This window comes from Streptomyces sp. ISL-100, assembly GCF_018614615.1.
Classification (GTDB): Bacteria; Actinomycetota; Actinomycetes; order Streptomycetales; family Streptomycetaceae; genus Streptomyces.
Map to the genome: position 1 here is coordinate 69200 of NZ_JAGGOK010000049.1, position 15004 is coordinate 84203.

Genomic DNA, 15004 nt, shown 5'->3' on the forward strand with positions numbered 1-15004 from the left:
TACTGTGTGTGGCAAGCCGATCACGGAAAGTTATTCGCGTTGAGGTAAGCGGGAGTTGGACGGGTGGTTGGGTAGTTCTCACCCGCCCAATCCATTGAAAAGAGCTCGGATTCCGGGGCTTGAGCCCCGGGCCGGATCAGGGCCCTGTGAGCTGCCCGTTCTTCACGCCGAGAAGGAACGCGGACCAGCTCTCGGCCCGGAGCTCAAGCCTCGGACCGTTGGGGTTCTTGGAGTCCCGGACGGGGACGATGCCGGGGTGGCCGTCGGCGACTTCGAGGCAGTCGCCCCCGCTGCCGTCGCTGTAGCTGGACTTGTGCCAGGTCGCCGAGCTCAGGTCGTATTCAGGGCTGGTCTTCATGCGCGTAATCCTCCGCCACTGATTCGATCAGGGCCAGGGATTCCTTGGGTGACAGCGCTATGGCCCCTACCAGATCGTAGGCCAGTTGGTGGCGGGCGACTGTGGCCGGGTCGTCCTCCAACTGCCCTGCACCCGGCCCTTGTAGGTAGGCGAGCGGGGGTGCGTCCTCGAAGGCCATCAGCTTGATGGCGCCACCCATCGCTGCATGGCCGCCGGCTGCGAACGGCAGCACCTGCACGATGACCCGGTGGCGACGGGCCATCGCCGCCACGTGGCGCAGCGCCTCCGCCATCCCCGCACGCTCGCCTACCTTCCGGCGCAGTACCGCCTCGTCCAGAACCACCCACAACAACGGCTTTGTTGGATCGTCGAGGAGGTGAGCGCGCTCCAGCCGCGCCGCCACCAGTCCGTCGATCACCTCCTCCGTCGCCGTCGGCTGGTACGCGCGGAAGATCGCCCTCGCGTACGGCTCCGTCTGCAACAGGCCCGGGATCAGCAGCGGCGCGTACTCCTTGATCGCCGTCGCGATCGCTTCCGCCTCGGCCGCCTCCGCGAAGTGGTCCGGGTACTTCGACTTGGTGGACGCCTTGCAGTTCCGCTCGAAGAAGCCGCCCGTCCCCAGGATCTCGTCTATCTTCACGGCGTACTCCGGCATCATTCGGCGCGTACCCGCCTCAAGTTGGCCGATGAACGAGCCGCTGACGAACAGTGGTTGGCCGAGTTCGTCCTGGGTGAGTCCGGATTTCTCGCGTGCGTGGCGCAGTTCCGCGCCGAGCAGGGCGCGTGGGGAGGAGGACGGGTCGAGGCCCTTGGGTCCGGGCATGGCAACTCCCTGTCCGACAGGTGGCGTTGTTGGACTGCGGACACTGTCAGGCTAGGCCCAATTCGGCCACGCTGTGTGAGGAAAGCGAACACTCAGTGTGCGGAGGTGCCTGGTCATGGTGGTGCGATCGTCGGAGCGGCTGCGGGCTGCGGAAGAGGTGGTGGCCCAGTTGCGGGAGGGGCTCGGGGTGGTGGCGGTGAAGCTGCCGTCGCTGCGGGTGGACGTGGTGTCGCTGGAGAGCAAGGCGGCGACGTACCCGCTGGTGGATCTCGGGCGCTGCAACCTCGACACGGCGATGCGGCTCGCGGCAGTACTCCAGGGGCTCAAGCCTTGACGGGGGAGTACGCGGTCGATGTGCGGGACGGGCGGGTGGGCCGGGTCATGGGGCGGGTCGGCACGTACGTACAGCTGCGGCCGCCCGGCGGGGGCAAGGAGTGGGACTGCCCGCCGGAGGACGTGCGGTCGGTCGAGCTGGGGGAGGTGCTGAGAGCGCGCGTACGGGAGGTCAACGTGGAAGGCCGGCTGCCGTGAGGCGCGGCCGTGCCGCTTACAGGCATGTCCGTGCCTTAGAGGTAGCACGGATAGGCGGCGGGCGGGGCCGGCTGGCAGACGGGACAGGCCTGTGCCTGCGCTGCCGTCATGGATGACCGAACCGCTGTGGAACCAATTCGTCGCCCTGCTGCCGCGGCGCCCCGAGTTTGATCCGGGCCACCCGCTGGGAGGCCACCGGCGGCGGATCGGCGATCGGATCCTCTTCGACAAGCTGCTGCAGGTTCTTCGGTTTGCCCGCTGCTACGAACGCCGCGCCCGTGTCATCGAAGCCTTCTTCGACCTCGCCGACACGATCATCACCAAGCCAGACGGCGTAACTACGGCGAGTCTCAGGCCGTCGCCCGGCTTACGTTCGTTAGGAGGCCGAGGGAGGCACTGATGACCGATCATCCGAACACCGCCGTTTTCCACCGCACCATGACCGCGTTTTCGGCGGGCGACATGGACGCGTTGGCCGAGGTCTTCCATCCCAACGTGGTTTGGCACGTCGGGGGCAGGAATCGCCTGGCGGGCGACTACCGAGGGCGTGACGACACGTTCGCCCTGTTCGGCCGGGAGTTCCAGCTAACGGGCGGCACCTACCGCCCGGAGCTCCACGACGTCCTCGCCAACGACGACCACACGGTCGCCCTGCTCCACGTCACGGCGTCACGCGAGGGCAGGAGGCTCGACCTGGACTACGCCCTCGTCCTCCACATCGACGACGGCCGGATCACCGAGGGCTGGGTGGTGACGACCGACCCGGCGGCGTACGACGAGTTCTGGTCGTAGCGGTTCGGTCAGCCATGACGGCAGCGCTGCAAAGGTCTCCCCCGCTGGTCACAGAGTGTCGCAATTTCCTGATCACCGAACCTGTGCCTGTCCCGTCTGCCAGCCGGTCCCGGGACCAGCACGCCGGTCAGCCGCGTCCATATCGTCCGGCCCGGACTCCGTCTGGTGCGCGATACACGAATCACTTCTCCTGTTTCAACGGTGGCCTCCTGGTGACACGTAGAGTGTCCAGTTTTTCGACCGGCAGGACGTGAGTGTTGTGAAGGAAAAGAAGGCCAAGGCGAAGGCCGAGCAGGCCAAGGGCAAGGCGAAGGCAGCCACCGGCCGGTCTGTCGGCAACGAATCCTTGGAAGCCGAAGGGCGAGGCGAACAGGTCAAGGGCGACGCTCGCCAGGCGAAGGAAAAGATGAAGGACGTGTTCAAGCACGGAACGCGCTAGTTGATTCGGGCCCGGCAGCCGTCTCCCACCGTCTCCCCTGCCGGGCCCGACAGCTTGTGGTCACGGTTGGTCAGCGCCTCGTCGGCGCCGGATCGCCGCCTACGCGGCGTTGCGCAGTCGGGTGGCGGCTGCTTCGGCCTCCCGTACGACGCGGTCGGTGTCGACGTCGACGAGCCGGCCGTCGAGTTTCAGCGGCCGGCCGTCGACGAACACCGCCTGGACGTTCTCGGGCTGTCCGTTGAAGACGATCTGGCTGAGCCAGTCGAACCGTGGTGCGAAGTTGAGCGCGGCCGGGTTCATCACGACGACATCGGCCCGCTTGCCGGGGGTCAGCGAGCCCACCCGGTCGGCGACACCGATGGCCTCGGCGCCGCCCAGCGTGGCCATGCGCAGGACGTCGTGCACCTGGGGGAAGACTCCGGCGTCCTTCGAGCGGGCCCGTTGCAGGCCGATGGCCGTCTTCATCAGGGCATGGAAGTCCGACGTGTCGTTGGTGCCGCCGTCCAGCCCGAGCCCGACCTTGATGCCTCTCCGTCTGAAGTCGGGCAACCGCATGATGCCGGAGGCCAGCCGCATATTGCTCAGCGGACAATGGGCCGCACGCACGTCGTGGGCGGCGGAGCGTTCCGCTGGTCACGCGCTACGACCCGCACGAGCGAGTGTGGTCGGAGCCCATGCCGTTCCTCCTGCAGCGGCACCTCGGCACTGCGTGCGGCGTCATGTCCGGTGCGACCGTGTTGAACATGCTGGGGCGTAGCTGCACGGAGCTCGCAGCGACCAACTCCGCCTTCATGGGCCTGAAGTTCACGCCGCACGATTTTCGTCGGCTGTTCGCTACCGAGATCGTCAACGGAGGTCTGCCGATTCATATCGGCGCTGCCTTGCTGGGGCACCTCGATCTACGGACGACTCAGGGCTACGTGGCCGTGTTCGCGGAGGACATCGTCGGTCACTACCAGGCCTTCCTGAACCATCGGCGCTCTCTGCGCCCGGAATCGGAGTATGGAGAGGTCACCCCCGAAGAGTGGGCCGAGTTCGAGGAGCACTTCGATAAGCGCAAAGTCGAGCTGGGCAACTGCGCGCGCCCCTACGGCACTCCCTGCCAGCACGAGCACGCCTGTGTTCGCTGCCCGATGCTCCAGATCAGCCCCAAGATGCTGCCGCGGCTCGCAGAACTGGAGAAGGACTTGCTGCTGCGTCGCAAACGTGCGGAGGAGGAGCAGTGGCTCGGCGAAATCGATGGCATCGAGCTGACACTGACGTTCTTGCGCACCAAGCAGGACGAGGCCGCAAGGCTGGCACAGCGGCCGGTGGTTGATCTCGGGGTACCCCGTCCCCGTTCCGGTCGTGACTGAAATGGTTGGCCGTGCTTCTGGACCAGTACGGCCAATGCTTCAGTGCCCCCGGTTTGATCATGTGCTCCTCTCAGCGCCGCCGGCTGGGCACGAGGTCAGGCGGTGTCAGTTGCTGGTCCGGGACCGCGTAGTGGTCGGCGGGGCGGTAAGCGCGCTCTTGCGATCGGTCGGGGAAGCGGGCGCAGGGACTGCGACCAAGGCCGGTGACCTCTTTGAAATCTGCATCCCAGCCGATCGACAGCTGGTAGCCGTCTTTGTCGGCGATCACGCTGAAGTTCTGCTTGTTGATGGATTCGCTCCAGTCGACTTCCCAGCCATTTGCCGTGAGATGGTGCTTCAGACGGCCGAAGGCGACCCGCACCCCGGAGCCGTCTTTCCTGACGGCGGTCCAGCTGTGATGGATGTTGTAGACACCGTCGAGAGGCTCGTCCTCCATCGCTTCCAGGCCATCGGGGTAACACTCACCCGTCGAAGCGGAGTTGCTGGAATGGTGTTTAGCGGGGTCCTCCGGCCCGGACTGCGGCTTCAGCACGGGCCCGAGATCCAGTACACGGTAGGCGTCCTGGTTGTGGGCCGCGATACGCCGCAACATTTCCGGCGGCGGCTCGCTGTCGTACCGCTCCGGCCAGCCGTACATCACGTACCAGGCGCCGCCGAACAGCGCCACCACTGGTGTGACCAAAAGGACAATGATCCGGTGCCGTCTGCGGCTGGGCGCGGAGGTGGAATCGGGTGCAGTCATGGACGTCACCGTAGGCAGCCCCTCGCCGATACGAATCCGTGCGGATACTCACATCGGCCCTGCGTCCCTGGGTAGCCATACTTGAGCGGTCAGGGGACGCCCGCCCGTGTTCGCAATGGGTTCAGAAACTTGCGCACGAAGACCAGCTCTCCGGCCGGGGCGCCGAAACCGTCACGTCCCGGCCCTGGCCGACCACCTGGTCCGAAGAACCACCGCCCGGCCACCCGCCATGACGTGGGCCCGCGCCAAAACGGTAGGACAAGCTCAGTGGCCGGGGTGATTCACGACGATGTGACAGTCAGAGGGCGGTGCCACCACCGTGGCGCCGCCCTCTGATGTGTCCTGCACTGTTGGCCCTTGGAGACCACCGGTCATCGTGTGAGAGCTGATTCCTCCGACGCCCGTCCCGTCTCGACGGGTGCCGAGACGAGCGGCTTCTGCTCCGTCTCCTCGTCGTCATCCACCTCATTGAGTGAAGTGCAGAGAAGCTTGCTGAAGCCGAAGAAGTACGTGGCCAGGAAGCCTGCGACGTAACCGGTGATCAGGCCGGCGGCGTAGACCGCGATCATCGTGGCCAGGCCTTTGTTGCCGTCCAGGAGGGGGAACAGGGCCCAGCCGGACGGGCCGATCGCTGTTGAGCCCACCGAGCCGCCGAACTGGTTGAGCAGGCCCACCACGCCGCCGCCGAAGGCGCCGCCGACGCACGCCGTGATGAACGGGCGGCCGAGGGGGAGCGAGACGCCGTAGATCAGGGGCTCACCCACGCCCAGGAGGCCCGCTGGGAGCGCCGACCTGATGGTGCGTCGGATGGAGGGGTTGCGGGGGAGGCGGAGGTAGACGGCGGCGGCCGCGCCGACCTGGCCCGCGCCTGCCATGGCGAGGATCGGGAGCAGGACTGTGAAGCCCTGCTGCTCGATGAGGGTGGCGTGGATCGGGATCAGGGCCTGGTGCAGGCCCAGCATGACCAGGGGGAGGAACAGGCCGCCGAGGACGAAGCCCGCTGCCGCGCCGCCGGTGGACAGGAGCCAGCCGGCGAAGTCCCCGATGGCGGTGGAGATTTCGCCGGCCACGAACATCAGGCCGAAGACGGTGACGAGGCCGGAGATCAGGACGGTGAGGGTGGGGGTGAGGAGGACGTCCAGGGACTGCGGGATCCACCGGCGGCACCACTTCTCGACGTACACCGCCAGAACCGCCGCGCCGAGCGCGCCCAGCACACCGCCCTGGCCGGGCGAGAGCGGCCGGCCGAAAACGTTGATGTTGGCGACGCCGGGGAAGACGATGATCGCGGCTACGGCGCCGCCCAGGATCGGCGTACCGCCGAACTCCTTCGCCGTGTTCAGGCCTACGAAGACCGCGATCAGGGCCATGAAGCCGGTGGCGATCGCGGCCAGGGCGGGGGTGACGGCGGGGAGCAGGCCGAGGTTGACCATCAGGCCGTTGAAGCCGGCGATGATGCCGCAGCCGATCAGGGCGGGGATCAGCGGGACGAAGATGTTCGCGATTTTGCGCAGGAAGAGCTTGAAGGGGGTGGCGTTCTTGGCCTTTTGCTGGGCCTTGATCGCTGCGCCGTGGGCGGCCAGTTCGTCGGCGGTCAGGGGGGAGGGGGTCGCTGTGCGTTCTTGCTCTGTGCGTTCCGCCTCGACCAGGGCCTCGAACTCCGGGGTGACCCGGGCGACCGTCCCGGGACCGAGCACGATCTGGTACGTCGCGTCCTCGACCACGCCCATCACGGCGGGGAGGGCCTTGAGCTGCTTGTCCTGGACGAGGGTGCGGTCGCGCAGGCCGAGTCTGAGGCGGGTCATGCAGTGGGCGATCGAGGTGATGTTCCCCGCGCCCCCGACGAGCGGAAGGATCGCGGCGGCGACGGCGCGGTTCTTGTTCTCTGTCATGGAGTCAGTTCAGGCGGTACGGGCGGCGGCCGCCTGTAGCGCCACGCGCAAGTGGCCCTGCGCTTCGTTGAGCAGGGCGGCGGCGGTGGGGCCGTCGACGGATCCGAGGAGCACCAGGATGGCGTTCTTCACCTCTCCGTCGGTGGCGGCGAGCGCGGCCTCGATCTCCGCGTCCTGCGCGCCCGTGGCCAGCGCGACGATGCGGCGGGAGCGCGCCTGCAGCTTTTCGTTGGAGGCGCGGACGTCGACCATCAGGTTTCCGTACGTCTTGCCGAGCCGGATCATCGTGATGGTCGAGATCATGTTGAGGACGAGCTTCTGGGCCGTGCCGGCCTTGAGGCGGGTGGAGCCGGTGAGGAGTTCGGGGCCTACGACGACCTCCAGGGCGTGCTCGGCGGCCGCCCCCAGCGCGCTGCCCGTGTTGCAGGAGAGGCCGATGGTCAGGGCTCCGAGGCCGCGGGCGTGGTCTACGGCGCCGATCGCGTACGGGGTGCGGCCGGAGGCGGAGATTCCGACGACGGTGTCGTCGGGGGTGAGGGCGAGGCCGTCCAGGTCCGCCGCAGCGAGGTCCTTGGAGTCCTCCGCGCCTTCGACGGCCTTGACCATCGCGGTCGGGCCGCCCGCGATCAGGCCGATGACCTCGGTGGGGTCGGTGTTGAAGGTGGGCGGGCACTCGCTGGCGTCCAGTACGCCGAGCCGGCCTGCCGTGCCGGCGCCCGCGTAGATCAGGCGGCCGCCGCGGGCCATCCGTTCGGCGGTGGCGTCGATGGCGGCGGCGATCTGGGGGAGGCGGGCGGCGACGGCCTCGGGGACGGAGCGGTCCTCGCCGTTCATGATGCGGGCGATCTCGGCCGTCGGGAGCTGGTCGATGTCGGCGAGCTCGGGGCGGAAGGCCTCGGTGGTGAGGGTGGCGAGCTGGGCGCGCAGTTCGCCGTAGGTGTTGCCGGCCGTATTGCCGGCCGTATTGCCTGCGGTGGTGCCTGCGGGGGTGCCTGCCGCGTTGCCCGCACTGCTGCCGGCCGCGTTCGCGCTGGTGGAGGTCATGAAGGTGCGGCTCTTTCTCGTCGTACGGCTGCGTCTTGTTGTCTGGGCTAACGGCTGCTGCTGCGGGGCGCGTGGCGGTGCGCGAGGGCCTCGTAGGAGGCGGCGAGGGCGGGGGCGGCCGTCTCGTACGTACGCTGGGCCACGCCTATGAACAGGCAGTCGACGACGAGGAGTTGGCTCGTACGGCTGGACATGGCGGCCGGGCGCAGTTCGCTCTCGCGGGCGGTCGACGTGGTCAGGATGTGGTCGGCGTACTGCGACACGGGCCCGTCCGGGCGGCCCGTGATCGCGACGGTGGTGGCTCCCCGGTCGAAGGCGACGCGGAGAGGTTCTATGGCGTCGCCGGTCGATCCCGAGTGCGTGATGGCGATCGCCACGTCGCCGGAGCGCAGCTGCACGGCGTTGGTGACGGCGAGGTGCGGGTCGGTGTGCGCGTGCGCGATCAGGCCGATGCGGAGCAGCTTCTGGGCCAGGTCCATGCCGACGAGGGAGGAGGCGCCGACGCCGTAGATGTCGATGCGGCGGGCGGCGGCGAGGGCGGTGACGGCGGCGCCGAGCTGGACGGTGTCCAGGCCGGCGGCGGTGTCGGCGAGGGTCTGCTGTTCGTCGTACGCCAGCTTGGTGACGACGTCCGCGATCGGGTCGTCGACGGCGATGTCGGCGGTCACGGCGGGTGCCCGGCCGGACTGCTGCTGGGCGGCCAGGCCGGCGAGCGCGAGACGCAGGTCGCGGTAGCCGGGATAGCCGAGGAGGCGGGCGGTACGGACGACGGTGGCCTCGCTGGTGCCGGTGAGTTCCGCGAGGCCGGTGACCGTGAGAGCGGCGCAGCCGGCGGGGTCGGCGGCTACGGCCTCCGCGACGCGCTGCATGGAGCGGGTCATGGATGGCGCGAGGGTTCGTACCTTGGCTGCCAGGGCGGCGGGCGCGGGTGGGGTGGGGGTGGGGGTGCTCGTGGTGGTGCCGGTGAAAATTTCCTTCACTTCATTGGTCACTCCTGAAAGATATTTTCGCCGGCGGTTGGCCGTCAACCCCCGTGGTTGGCGGCCAAGGCGCTTGTTCGGGGCGCGCGACAATGGCTGTATGGAGCCCATCCCCTCACCCCTGGAACAGGCCTTGCACGCCGCCCGCGCCCTGGTCATGGCCGACCTGGCGGCCCGCGACGTGGCTCAGGCGGACGTCGTGTCGCTGGTCGAGGACGCGGTCGTACACCGTCGGTGGTGGGTGGAACAGTGGCCTCCGGGCGCGGAGTTCGTCACTGGCCTGATCGCCCAGGACGTACAGGACGCGCTGCTTGAGCGGTACGGCCGCTGGCCGCTCTGTCCCGTGTGCACGGATGTGGAACCGCACGCGCTGGAGGTCGAACCGGAGCTGGGGCCGGACCCGCACTGGGTGTGCTCGAAGGCGGCCGTGATCGTGGCGCCGGTCGGATCTCTGCGGTGACGGTGTATATCGACCCGCCGACGTGGCCGGGGCACGGCCGGATGTGGTCGCACCTGGTGAGCGACGTTTCGTTCGAGGAACTACACGCTTTCGCGGCGGAGATCGGGTGTCCGGCGCGGGCGTTCGAGCGGGACCACTATGACGTTCCGGACGTGCGGTACGCGGATGCCGTCCGGGCGGGCGCGGTGGAGGTGGGCTCGAAGGAGCTGGTACGGAGGATCACGGCGGCGGGGTTGCGCAGGCCCAAGGGGCGGCCGGCGTAGGGCCCCGCCCCGGTGGTCAGTGCCGCCTCAGGCGACGAATCCAGAAGTGTCCAGCTCGGTGCTGAAGGGCTCGGGCAGGGAAACGGTCTCACCGAAAGGCTTGCGCAGGCCGGTCCGGTACATGCCCGTTGCGCGGGTCGGAGAAGAGAGTGACCGCCGGTCCGCCCTCGTCGAAACGGTCGATCAGCAGGTACAGCGGCACATCCCCGTGGGCGTACGCCTTCTGCTTCGCCGACCGGTCGTGCGAGGCGTTGTTCTTCGACGTGATCTCCACCGTAAGCGCTGCCTCGGAGGCGGCCAGCGGGGCTTTCTCCTTCTTCTTCGCGCGTTCCACGATCAGCTTTTTCGGAACGACGACGAGGCCCGGGATGTAGAGCCGCTCCTGGCGGTAGATGAACAGGCCGAGGGTCTGGAAGACGCCCCAGTCGTCGGCCAAGGTACTGCGCAGCGCCCAGTGCACCTGGTCTGCGATGAGATTGTGTCCGTCGTCCGGCGGCGGCACCAAAGTGATCAGTCCCTCGTCGATCTCGGCGCGCCACCCCTCCGGCACGTCCAACTCCTGCCACGTCTCCAGCAGGTAGTCCCACGACGGCATGTCATCCTCCGACAGCTCGGGCTCGACCAGTGCGGCAGTCATCGTGAGGTCCCCTCTCTGTGGCCCTGACAGGCGAACGTAGTGTGCGGGGACCACAGTGCGTGGCCGCTTCCCCGAGCGTCCCACGATCGGGTGAGCGATGCACCAGTCTCACGGCCGTTCGGTGCGTGCCTTCTCCGGCGCGTGCGCCGATGCGCCCATCACCACGCGTGAGCCGGTGCCGCCGCCCCCGCGCTGGAGCCGCAGCGAGACCCCCACCGCCACCAGCGCCAGTAGCGTCATCGCCGCGCCCGCCCACGCCGTCGACGCGAAGCCGAAGCCCGCGTCGATCACCGTGCCGCCGAGCCACGGCCCACCTGTGTTGCCCAGGTTGAACGCGGCCGTCGTGGTGGCCCCCGCAAGCGTCGGCGCCGCGCCCGCGACGTTGAACATCCGGGCGTTGAGCGCCGGCGCCGTATAGAAGCCCGACACCCCCAGAAGAAACGCCAGAGCACCCGCCACCACCGCGCTCGAAGCGAAGACGGCCAGCGCCACCAGGAACACCGTCGACGCCGCGATACCGCTGATCAGTACGCCGAAGAGATGCGCGTCCGCGACCCGCCCGCCCACCGTCGTGCCGGCCAGCGCGCCGATCCCGAACAGCGCCAGCACGGTCGGCACCCACCCCGAGTCGAGCCCCGCCACATCCGTCAGCAGCGGCGCGAGGTAGCTGAACGCGCAGAAGATGCCGCCCGCCGCCAGCGCCGTGATCGCGATCGCCAGCCAGACCTGGCCGTCACGGTAGATCGACAGTTCCCGCTTGAGCCGTGGCTTCTCCGCCGGCAGCGGGATGCGCGGGATCAGCGTCACGATGCCGACCAGCGCGAGCGCCGACGCCGCGCCCACCGCCCAGAACGCCGACCGCCAGCCGAGGTGCTCGCCCAGGAACGCCCCCGCGGGAACGCCCAGCACGTTCGCGATGCTCAGCCCGCCGATCATGACCGCCATCGCCCGCGCCCGTGAGTTCACCGGCACCATTGCGATGGCGACCGCCGCGCCCACCGCCCAGAACCCGGCGCACGCGAAAGCGCTCACGACGCGCGAGGCGAAGAGCAGCTCGTACGACGGTGCCAGTGCGCCGGCGACCTGCCCGAGGCCGAAGACCGTGATCAGGGTGATCAGGGTCGTACGGCGCGGCAGGCGGAGAGTGGCGACGGCCAGCAAGGGGGCGCCGATCACCATGCCGATGGCGAAGGCCGAGATCAGCAGCCCCGCCTGCGGGATCGAGACGTCCATGTCGGCGGCGATCGGCGGCAGCAGCCCGGAGAGCATGAATTCGCTGGTACCGAGGGCGAAAACCGCCATGCCGAGTATGTACACGGCAAGGGGCATGCGGGTGCGATGATCGTCAGAGTCGGGCATGACAGGTCAAAACACTGCTGGACGGCCTCGCATTCCCCCCGGTGTCGGACGTATCAGATGGTGAGCAGGTCCAGCTCCGTCGTGAGGTTCTGGCGCGCCCGCGCCTCCCACTCCGCCCGCCCGTGCGGCGTACGGAACAGCGTCGGCAGCTCCAGGAGCTGCCGCAGCACCGCCGCGCGGCCCTCGCGGAACGCGTCGTCGGGCACGAAGCCGTACTCCTCGCGGACCGCTGCCGTGTAGGCGGCGTACGACGCAGGGGGCGCCGCCAGGATCGCCAGGTCCGCGTCGCAAAGGGCCTCGCCGTTGGTGTCGCCCGGGGCGGGGTCGTGGGTGGCGGTGAGGCGGACCAGGCGGGCGACCTCGGACGTACGGGCGTCGTCGAGGCCGAGTTCCGCCAGCGCGCGCTCGGCGAGGGCGGCGCTGCGCTCCTCGTTCTCGGTGCGGTCGGGGCGGTAGACGGCGTCGTGGAACCAGGCGGCGAGGCGGACGGCGGCCGGGTCGTCGGCGTGGGCGGCCAGGGAGTCGAGGTCGAGGTGGCCGAGGACCGCGAGCAGGTGGTCGGTGGTGTGGTAGCGCCGCTGCGGTTCGGCCCAGCGGGCGAGGAGATTCTCGGCGTACGGGCGAGGGTCGGCGCAGAGCGCGCCTTCGACGGGGACGGTGTCCAGCCAGCGGCGGATCAGCTCGTCGTGCGCGGGATGCGGCGGGGCGGCGGCCGTGGCGTTCATGCCCCTCATTCTGCCGTCGGCACGAGGGGCAAGGAGAGCGCCCCTGTACGAAGGTCTGCCGCGGGGGCGGGGGCGCGGTCCTTCGTGCAGGGGCGGGGGGCGGGGGGTGCTCCGTGGTGCTCCTCAGTTGGTGGCGGCCTTGAAGCCGCGCAGGCGCAGGGAGTTGCCGACGACGAAGACGGAGGAGAAGGCCATGGCGGCTCCGGCGATCATGGGGTTGAGGAGGCCGGACGCGGCCAGGGGAAGGGCGGCGACGTTGTAGGCGAAGGCCCAGAAGAGGTTGGACTTGATGGTGCCCAGCGTCTTGCGGGAGAGGCGGATGGCGTCGGCCGCGGCGAGGAGGTCGCCGCGTACGAGGGTGAGGTCGCCCGCTTCGATGGCGGCGTCCGTACCCGTGCCCATGGCCAGGCCGAGGTCGGCCTGGGCGAGTGCGGCGGCGTCGTTGACACCGTCGCCGACCATGGCCACGCTGCGTCCCTCGGCCTGGAGCTTCTTGACGACGTCGACCTTGTCCTCGGGCATGACTTCCGCGATGACCTCGTCGATACCTACTTCGCGGGCGACCGACTCGGCGACGGCCTGGTTGTCGCCGGTGAGGAGGATCGGGGTCAGGCCCAGCGCCCGCAGCCGGCGGATGGCTTCGGCGCTGGAGTCCTTGACCGCGTCGGCGACCTCCAGGACCGCGCGGGCCTCACCGTCCCAGGCCACAGCGATTGCTGTACGCCCGGCTGCTTCGGCTTCCTGCTTGGCCCGCTCCAGTTCTACGGGCAGGCTCATCGCCCACTCGGTGAGCAGCTTGCTGCGGCCGACCAGGACGGCGTGGCCTTCGACGATGCCCTGGACGCCGAGGCCGGGTACGTTCGCGAAGTCCTCGGGGGTGGGCAGCGGTCCTCCGGCCTTGGCGGTGGCACCGGCGGTGACGGCTTGGGCGATGGGGTGCTCGGAGGCGTGTTCCAGGGCTCCGGCCAGGCGCAGTACCTCGGTTTCGGTGGTGCCGGGAGTGGTGTGGACAGCGAGCAGGGTCATCTTGCCGGTGGTGACGGTGCCGGTCTTGTCCAGGACGATGGTGTCGGCCTTGCGGGTGGTTTCGAGGACTTCGGGGCCCTTGATGAGGATGCCGAGCTGGGCGCCGCGGCCGGTGCCGACCATGAGGGCGGTCGGGGTGGCCAGGCCGAGGGCGCAGGGGCAGGCGATGATCAGGACGGCGACGGCGGCGGTGAACGCGGCGGTCAGGCCGGCTCCGTTGCCGAGCCAGAAGCCGAGCGTGCCGAGCGCGAGGGCGATGACGACGGGCACGAAGACGGCGGAGATCTTGTCGGCCAGGCGCTGGGCGGCGGCCTTGCCGTTCTGGGCGTCTTCGACCAGCTTGGCCATGCGGGCGAGCTGGGTGTCGGCGCCGATGCGGGTGGCCCGGACGACCAGGCGGCCGCCGGCGTTGAGCGTGGCGCCGGTGACGCTGTCGCCGGGGGCGACCTCGACGGGTACGGACTCGCCGGTGAGCATGGCGGCGTCTACGGCGGAGGTGCCTTCGACGACGGTGCCGTCGGTGGCTATCTTCTCGCCCGGGCGGACCAGGAAGCGGTCCCCGACGGCCAGGTCGGCGGTCGGGACGGTCTCCTCGCGCCCGTTGTCGCGCAGTACGGTCACGCTCTTGGCGCCCAGTTCCAGCAGGGCCTTCAGGGCGGCGCCGGCCTTGCGCTTGGAGCGGGCCTCGAAGTAGCGGCCCGCGAGGATGAAGGCGGTGACGCCGGCGGCCGCCTCCAGGTAGATGTTTCCGGCGCCGTCGCTGCGCGAGATCGTCAGCTCGAAGGCGTGCGTCATGCCGGGCGTACCGGCCGTACCGAAGAACAGCGCCCACAGCGACCACAGGAACGCCGCCGAGGTGCCGACCGAGATCAGCGTGTCCATCGTCGCCGCGCCGTGCCGGGCGTTGGTCCACGCGGCGCGGTGGAAGGGCCAGGCGGCGTACGTGACGACCGGGGCGGTCAGCGTCAGCGACAGCCACTGCCAGAACTCGATCTGGAGGGCGGGGACCATCGCCATCGCTATGACCGGCACCGCGAGGACGGTCGCGGTGATCAGCCGCCGGCGCAGCGGGCGCAGCCCGTCGTCCGCCGCTGGAGCCTCCTCGTCGCCGGGCTCGGGGACCGCCCGTACCGGGGCCGGCTCCTTCGCCGTGTAGCCGGTGGCCTCCACCGTCGCGATCAGATCATGTACGGAGATGTCCTCGCCCCGGTAGGTGACCTTCGCCTTCTCCGTGGCGTAGTTGACGGTCGCCTCGACGCCGTCCATCCGGTTCAGCTTCTTCTCGATGCGTGCCGCGCACGAGGCGCAGGTCATGCCGCCGATGGCGAGTTCGACTTCGGCTCCGGCTGCGGCCGTCGTGGTGGACACATCTGCTCCTTGGGCTGGGCCGATGGGTATACCCCAGGGGGGTATCTGTTGGATTTATGTATACCCCCCCTCCCCCATCTTGTGCAAGCGGTGGACGCGTTGACCCGTTGACGTGTTGATGCGCGGGTGGGGCTCGGGCTCTAGGGTGGATATTGGACTAGACCTGTAGTCGCAGACTTGTAGTCGCCGTTTTTCCGAGGAATGGGGTCC

18 protein-coding genes and 2 pseudogenes are annotated in these 15004 nt (G+C 69.2%); 9 read left to right on the top strand and 11 right to left on the bottom strand.

Going from position 1 to position 15004, the window contains the following annotated elements; genetic code table 11:
- Positions 1 to 136 precede the first annotated feature (136 nt).
- On the bottom strand, positions 137 to 358 hold the full coding sequence (locus J7E89_RS21600; protein WP_214975963.1) for a DUF397 domain-containing protein: 222 nt from the start codon (positions 356 to 358) through the stop codon (positions 137 to 139).
- On the bottom strand, positions 342 to 1181 hold the full coding sequence (locus tag J7E89_RS21605) for a helix-turn-helix transcriptional regulator (RefSeq protein WP_214975965.1): 840 nt from the start codon (positions 1179 to 1181) through the stop codon (positions 342 to 344). Before J7E89_RS21605 ends, J7E89_RS21600 begins: the two co-directional genes overlap by 17 nt.
- 115 nt (positions 1182 to 1296) lie before the next feature.
- Here J7E89_RS21605 and J7E89_RS21610 point away from each other — a divergent pair, with 115 nt between their 5' ends.
- The 5 genes and pseudogenes from J7E89_RS21610 (at position 1297) to J7E89_RS21630 (ending at position 2943) form a co-directional block, all read left to right on the top strand.
- The gene (locus J7E89_RS21610; RefSeq protein WP_214975967.1) at positions 1297 to 1515 is read left to right on the top strand and encodes a hypothetical protein; all 219 of its coding nucleotides are present in this window, start codon (positions 1297 to 1299) and stop codon (positions 1513 to 1515) included.
- Positions 1512 to 1712, top strand: a complete 201-nt coding sequence (locus J7E89_RS21615) for a hypothetical protein (protein ID WP_214975969.1) — start codon at positions 1512 to 1514, stop codon at positions 1710 to 1712. The genes J7E89_RS21610 and J7E89_RS21615 overlap by 4 nt, the downstream gene beginning before the upstream one ends.
- A 91-nt stretch (positions 1713 to 1803) precedes the next feature.
- A pseudogene (locus tag J7E89_RS21620) lies at positions 1804 to 1989 on the top strand (IS5/IS1182 family transposase); the annotation flags it as partial.
- Between the two features lie 122 nt (positions 1990 to 2111).
- A complete protein-coding gene (locus tag J7E89_RS21625; protein WP_214975971.1) occupies positions 2112 to 2504 on the top strand; it encodes a nuclear transport factor 2 family protein in 393 nt (130 codons plus the stop codon).
- Between the two features lie 259 nt (positions 2505 to 2763).
- Positions 2764 to 2943, top strand: a complete 180-nt coding sequence (locus J7E89_RS21630; protein ID WP_374196853.1) for a CsbD family protein — start codon at positions 2764 to 2766, stop codon at positions 2941 to 2943.
- 99 nt (positions 2944 to 3042) lie between these two features.
- Here the strand turns inward: J7E89_RS21630 and J7E89_RS21635 are convergent, their stop codons facing one another.
- On the bottom strand, positions 3043 to 3519 hold the full coding sequence (locus tag J7E89_RS21635) for an amidohydrolase family protein (protein WP_251060881.1): 477 nt from the start codon (positions 3517 to 3519) through the stop codon (positions 3043 to 3045).
- Positions 3520 to 3617: 98 nt separating this feature from the next.
- On the opposite strand from J7E89_RS21635, the gene J7E89_RS21640 reads away from it, so the two are divergent.
- Positions 3618 to 4298 (top strand): site-specific integrase, encoded by a 681-nt coding sequence (locus J7E89_RS21640; RefSeq protein ID WP_214975975.1) that lies wholly within the window; start codon positions 3618 to 3620, stop codon positions 4296 to 4298.
- Between the two features lie 70 nt (positions 4299 to 4368).
- Here J7E89_RS21640 and J7E89_RS21645 read toward each other — a convergent pair whose 3' ends face one another.
- Positions 4369 to 5040, bottom strand: a complete 672-nt coding sequence (locus J7E89_RS21645; RefSeq protein ID WP_214975977.1) for a hypothetical protein — start codon at positions 5038 to 5040, stop codon at positions 4369 to 4371.
- A 96-nt stretch (positions 5041 to 5136) separates the two neighbouring features.
- On the opposite strand from J7E89_RS21645, the pseudogene J7E89_RS41855 reads away from it, so the two are divergent.
- A pseudogene (locus J7E89_RS41855) lies at positions 5137 to 5376 on the top strand (hypothetical protein); the annotation flags it as partial.
- Positions 5377 to 5411: 35 nt separating this feature from the next.
- Here J7E89_RS41855 and J7E89_RS21650 read toward each other — a convergent pair.
- From J7E89_RS21650 to J7E89_RS21660, 3 genes are read right to left on the bottom strand one after another with little or no spacing between them, the layout of a single operon-like run.
- Positions 5412 to 6932, bottom strand: coding sequence for a PTS transporter subunit EIIC (locus J7E89_RS21650; RefSeq protein WP_214975979.1), 1521 nt, complete (start codon positions 6930 to 6932; stop codon positions 5412 to 5414).
- A gap of 9 nt (positions 6933 to 6941) precedes the next feature.
- Positions 6942 to 7976 (bottom strand): N-acetylmuramic acid 6-phosphate etherase, encoded by a 1035-nt coding sequence (gene murQ, locus J7E89_RS21655; protein ID WP_251060882.1) that lies wholly within the window; start codon positions 7974 to 7976, stop codon positions 6942 to 6944.
- Between the two features lie 47 nt (positions 7977 to 8023).
- Positions 8024 to 8968, bottom strand: a complete 945-nt coding sequence (locus J7E89_RS21660) for a MurR/RpiR family transcriptional regulator (protein ID WP_214975980.1) — start codon at positions 8966 to 8968, stop codon at positions 8024 to 8026.
- A gap of 88 nt (positions 8969 to 9056) precedes the next feature.
- Here J7E89_RS21660 and J7E89_RS21665 point away from each other — a divergent pair, with 88 nt between their 5' ends.
- Both J7E89_RS21665 and J7E89_RS21670 read left to right on the top strand, forming a co-directional pair.
- The gene (locus J7E89_RS21665) at positions 9057 to 9416 is read left to right on the top strand and encodes a hypothetical protein (protein ID WP_214975989.1); all 360 of its coding nucleotides are present in this window, start codon (positions 9057 to 9059) and stop codon (positions 9414 to 9416) included.
- Entirely contained in the window at positions 9413 to 9679 is a 267-nt protein-coding gene (locus J7E89_RS21670) for a DUF4031 domain-containing protein (protein ID WP_214975992.1), read from the top strand. The genes J7E89_RS21665 and J7E89_RS21670 overlap by 4 nt, the downstream gene beginning before the upstream one ends.
- An 88-nt stretch (positions 9680 to 9767) precedes the next feature.
- Here the strand turns inward: J7E89_RS21670 and J7E89_RS21675 are convergent, their stop codons facing one another.
- The 4 genes from J7E89_RS21675 to J7E89_RS21690 form a co-directional block, all read right to left on the bottom strand.
- Positions 9768 to 10316, bottom strand: coding sequence for a Uma2 family endonuclease (locus J7E89_RS21675; RefSeq protein ID WP_308315557.1), 549 nt, complete (start codon positions 10314 to 10316; stop codon positions 9768 to 9770).
- 108 nt (positions 10317 to 10424) lie between these two features.
- Positions 10425 to 11645 carry a Cmx/CmrA family chloramphenicol efflux MFS transporter gene (locus J7E89_RS21680; RefSeq protein WP_214975995.1) on the bottom strand — a complete coding sequence of 407 codons (1221 nt, stop codon included), beginning with the start codon at positions 11643 to 11645 and terminating at the stop codon, positions 10425 to 10427.
- Between the two features lie 83 nt (positions 11646 to 11728).
- Positions 11729 to 12400, bottom strand: a complete 672-nt coding sequence (locus J7E89_RS21685) for a hypothetical protein (protein WP_214975997.1) — start codon at positions 12398 to 12400, stop codon at positions 11729 to 11731.
- A gap of 123 nt (positions 12401 to 12523) precedes the next feature.
- Positions 12524 to 14794, bottom strand: a complete 2271-nt coding sequence (locus J7E89_RS21690) for a heavy metal translocating P-type ATPase (RefSeq protein ID WP_308315558.1) — start codon at positions 14792 to 14794, stop codon at positions 12524 to 12526.
- Between the last annotated feature and the right edge of the window lie 210 nt (positions 14795 to 15004).

Coding starts and splice junctions, on each gene's coding strand:
- J7E89_RS21600 (WP_214975963.1), bottom strand. CDS start 358: ATGAAGACCAGCCCTGAATACGACCTGAGCTCGGCGACCTGGCACAAG.
- J7E89_RS21605 (WP_214975965.1), bottom strand. CDS start 1,181: ATGCCCGGACCCAAGGGCCTCGACCCGTCCTCCTCCCCACGCGCCCTG.
- J7E89_RS21610 (WP_214975967.1), top strand. CDS start 1,297: ATGGTGGTGCGATCGTCGGAGCGGCTGCGGGCTGCGGAAGAGGTGGTG.
- J7E89_RS21625 (WP_214975971.1), top strand. CDS start 2,112: ATGACCGATCATCCGAACACCGCCGTTTTCCACCGCACCATGACCGCG.
- J7E89_RS21635 (WP_251060881.1), bottom strand. CDS start 3,519: ATGCGGCTGGCCTCCGGCATCATGCGGTTGCCCGACTTCAGACGGAGA.
- J7E89_RS21640 (WP_214975975.1), top strand. CDS start 3,618: ATGCCGTTCCTCCTGCAGCGGCACCTCGGCACTGCGTGCGGCGTCATG.
- J7E89_RS21645 (WP_214975977.1), bottom strand. CDS start 5,040: ATGACTGCACCCGATTCCACCTCCGCGCCCAGCCGCAGACGGCACCGG.
- J7E89_RS21650 (WP_214975979.1), bottom strand. CDS start 6,932: ATGACAGAGAACAAGAACCGCGCCGTCGCCGCCGCGATCCTTCCGCTC.
- murQ (WP_251060882.1), bottom strand. CDS start 7,976: ATGACCTCCACCAGCGCGAACGCGGCCGGCAGCAGTGCGGGCAACGCG.
- J7E89_RS21665 (WP_214975989.1), top strand. CDS start 9,057: ATGGAGCCCATCCCCTCACCCCTGGAACAGGCCTTGCACGCCGCCCGC.
- J7E89_RS21675 (WP_308315557.1), bottom strand. CDS start 10,316: ATGACTGCCGCACTGGTCGAGCCCGAGCTGTCGGAGGATGACATGCCG.
- J7E89_RS21680 (WP_214975995.1), bottom strand. CDS start 11,645: ATGCCCCTTGCCGTGTACATACTCGGCATGGCGGTTTTCGCCCTCGGT.
- J7E89_RS21685 (WP_214975997.1), bottom strand. CDS start 12,400: ATGAACGCCACGGCCGCCGCCCCGCCGCATCCCGCGCACGACGAGCTG.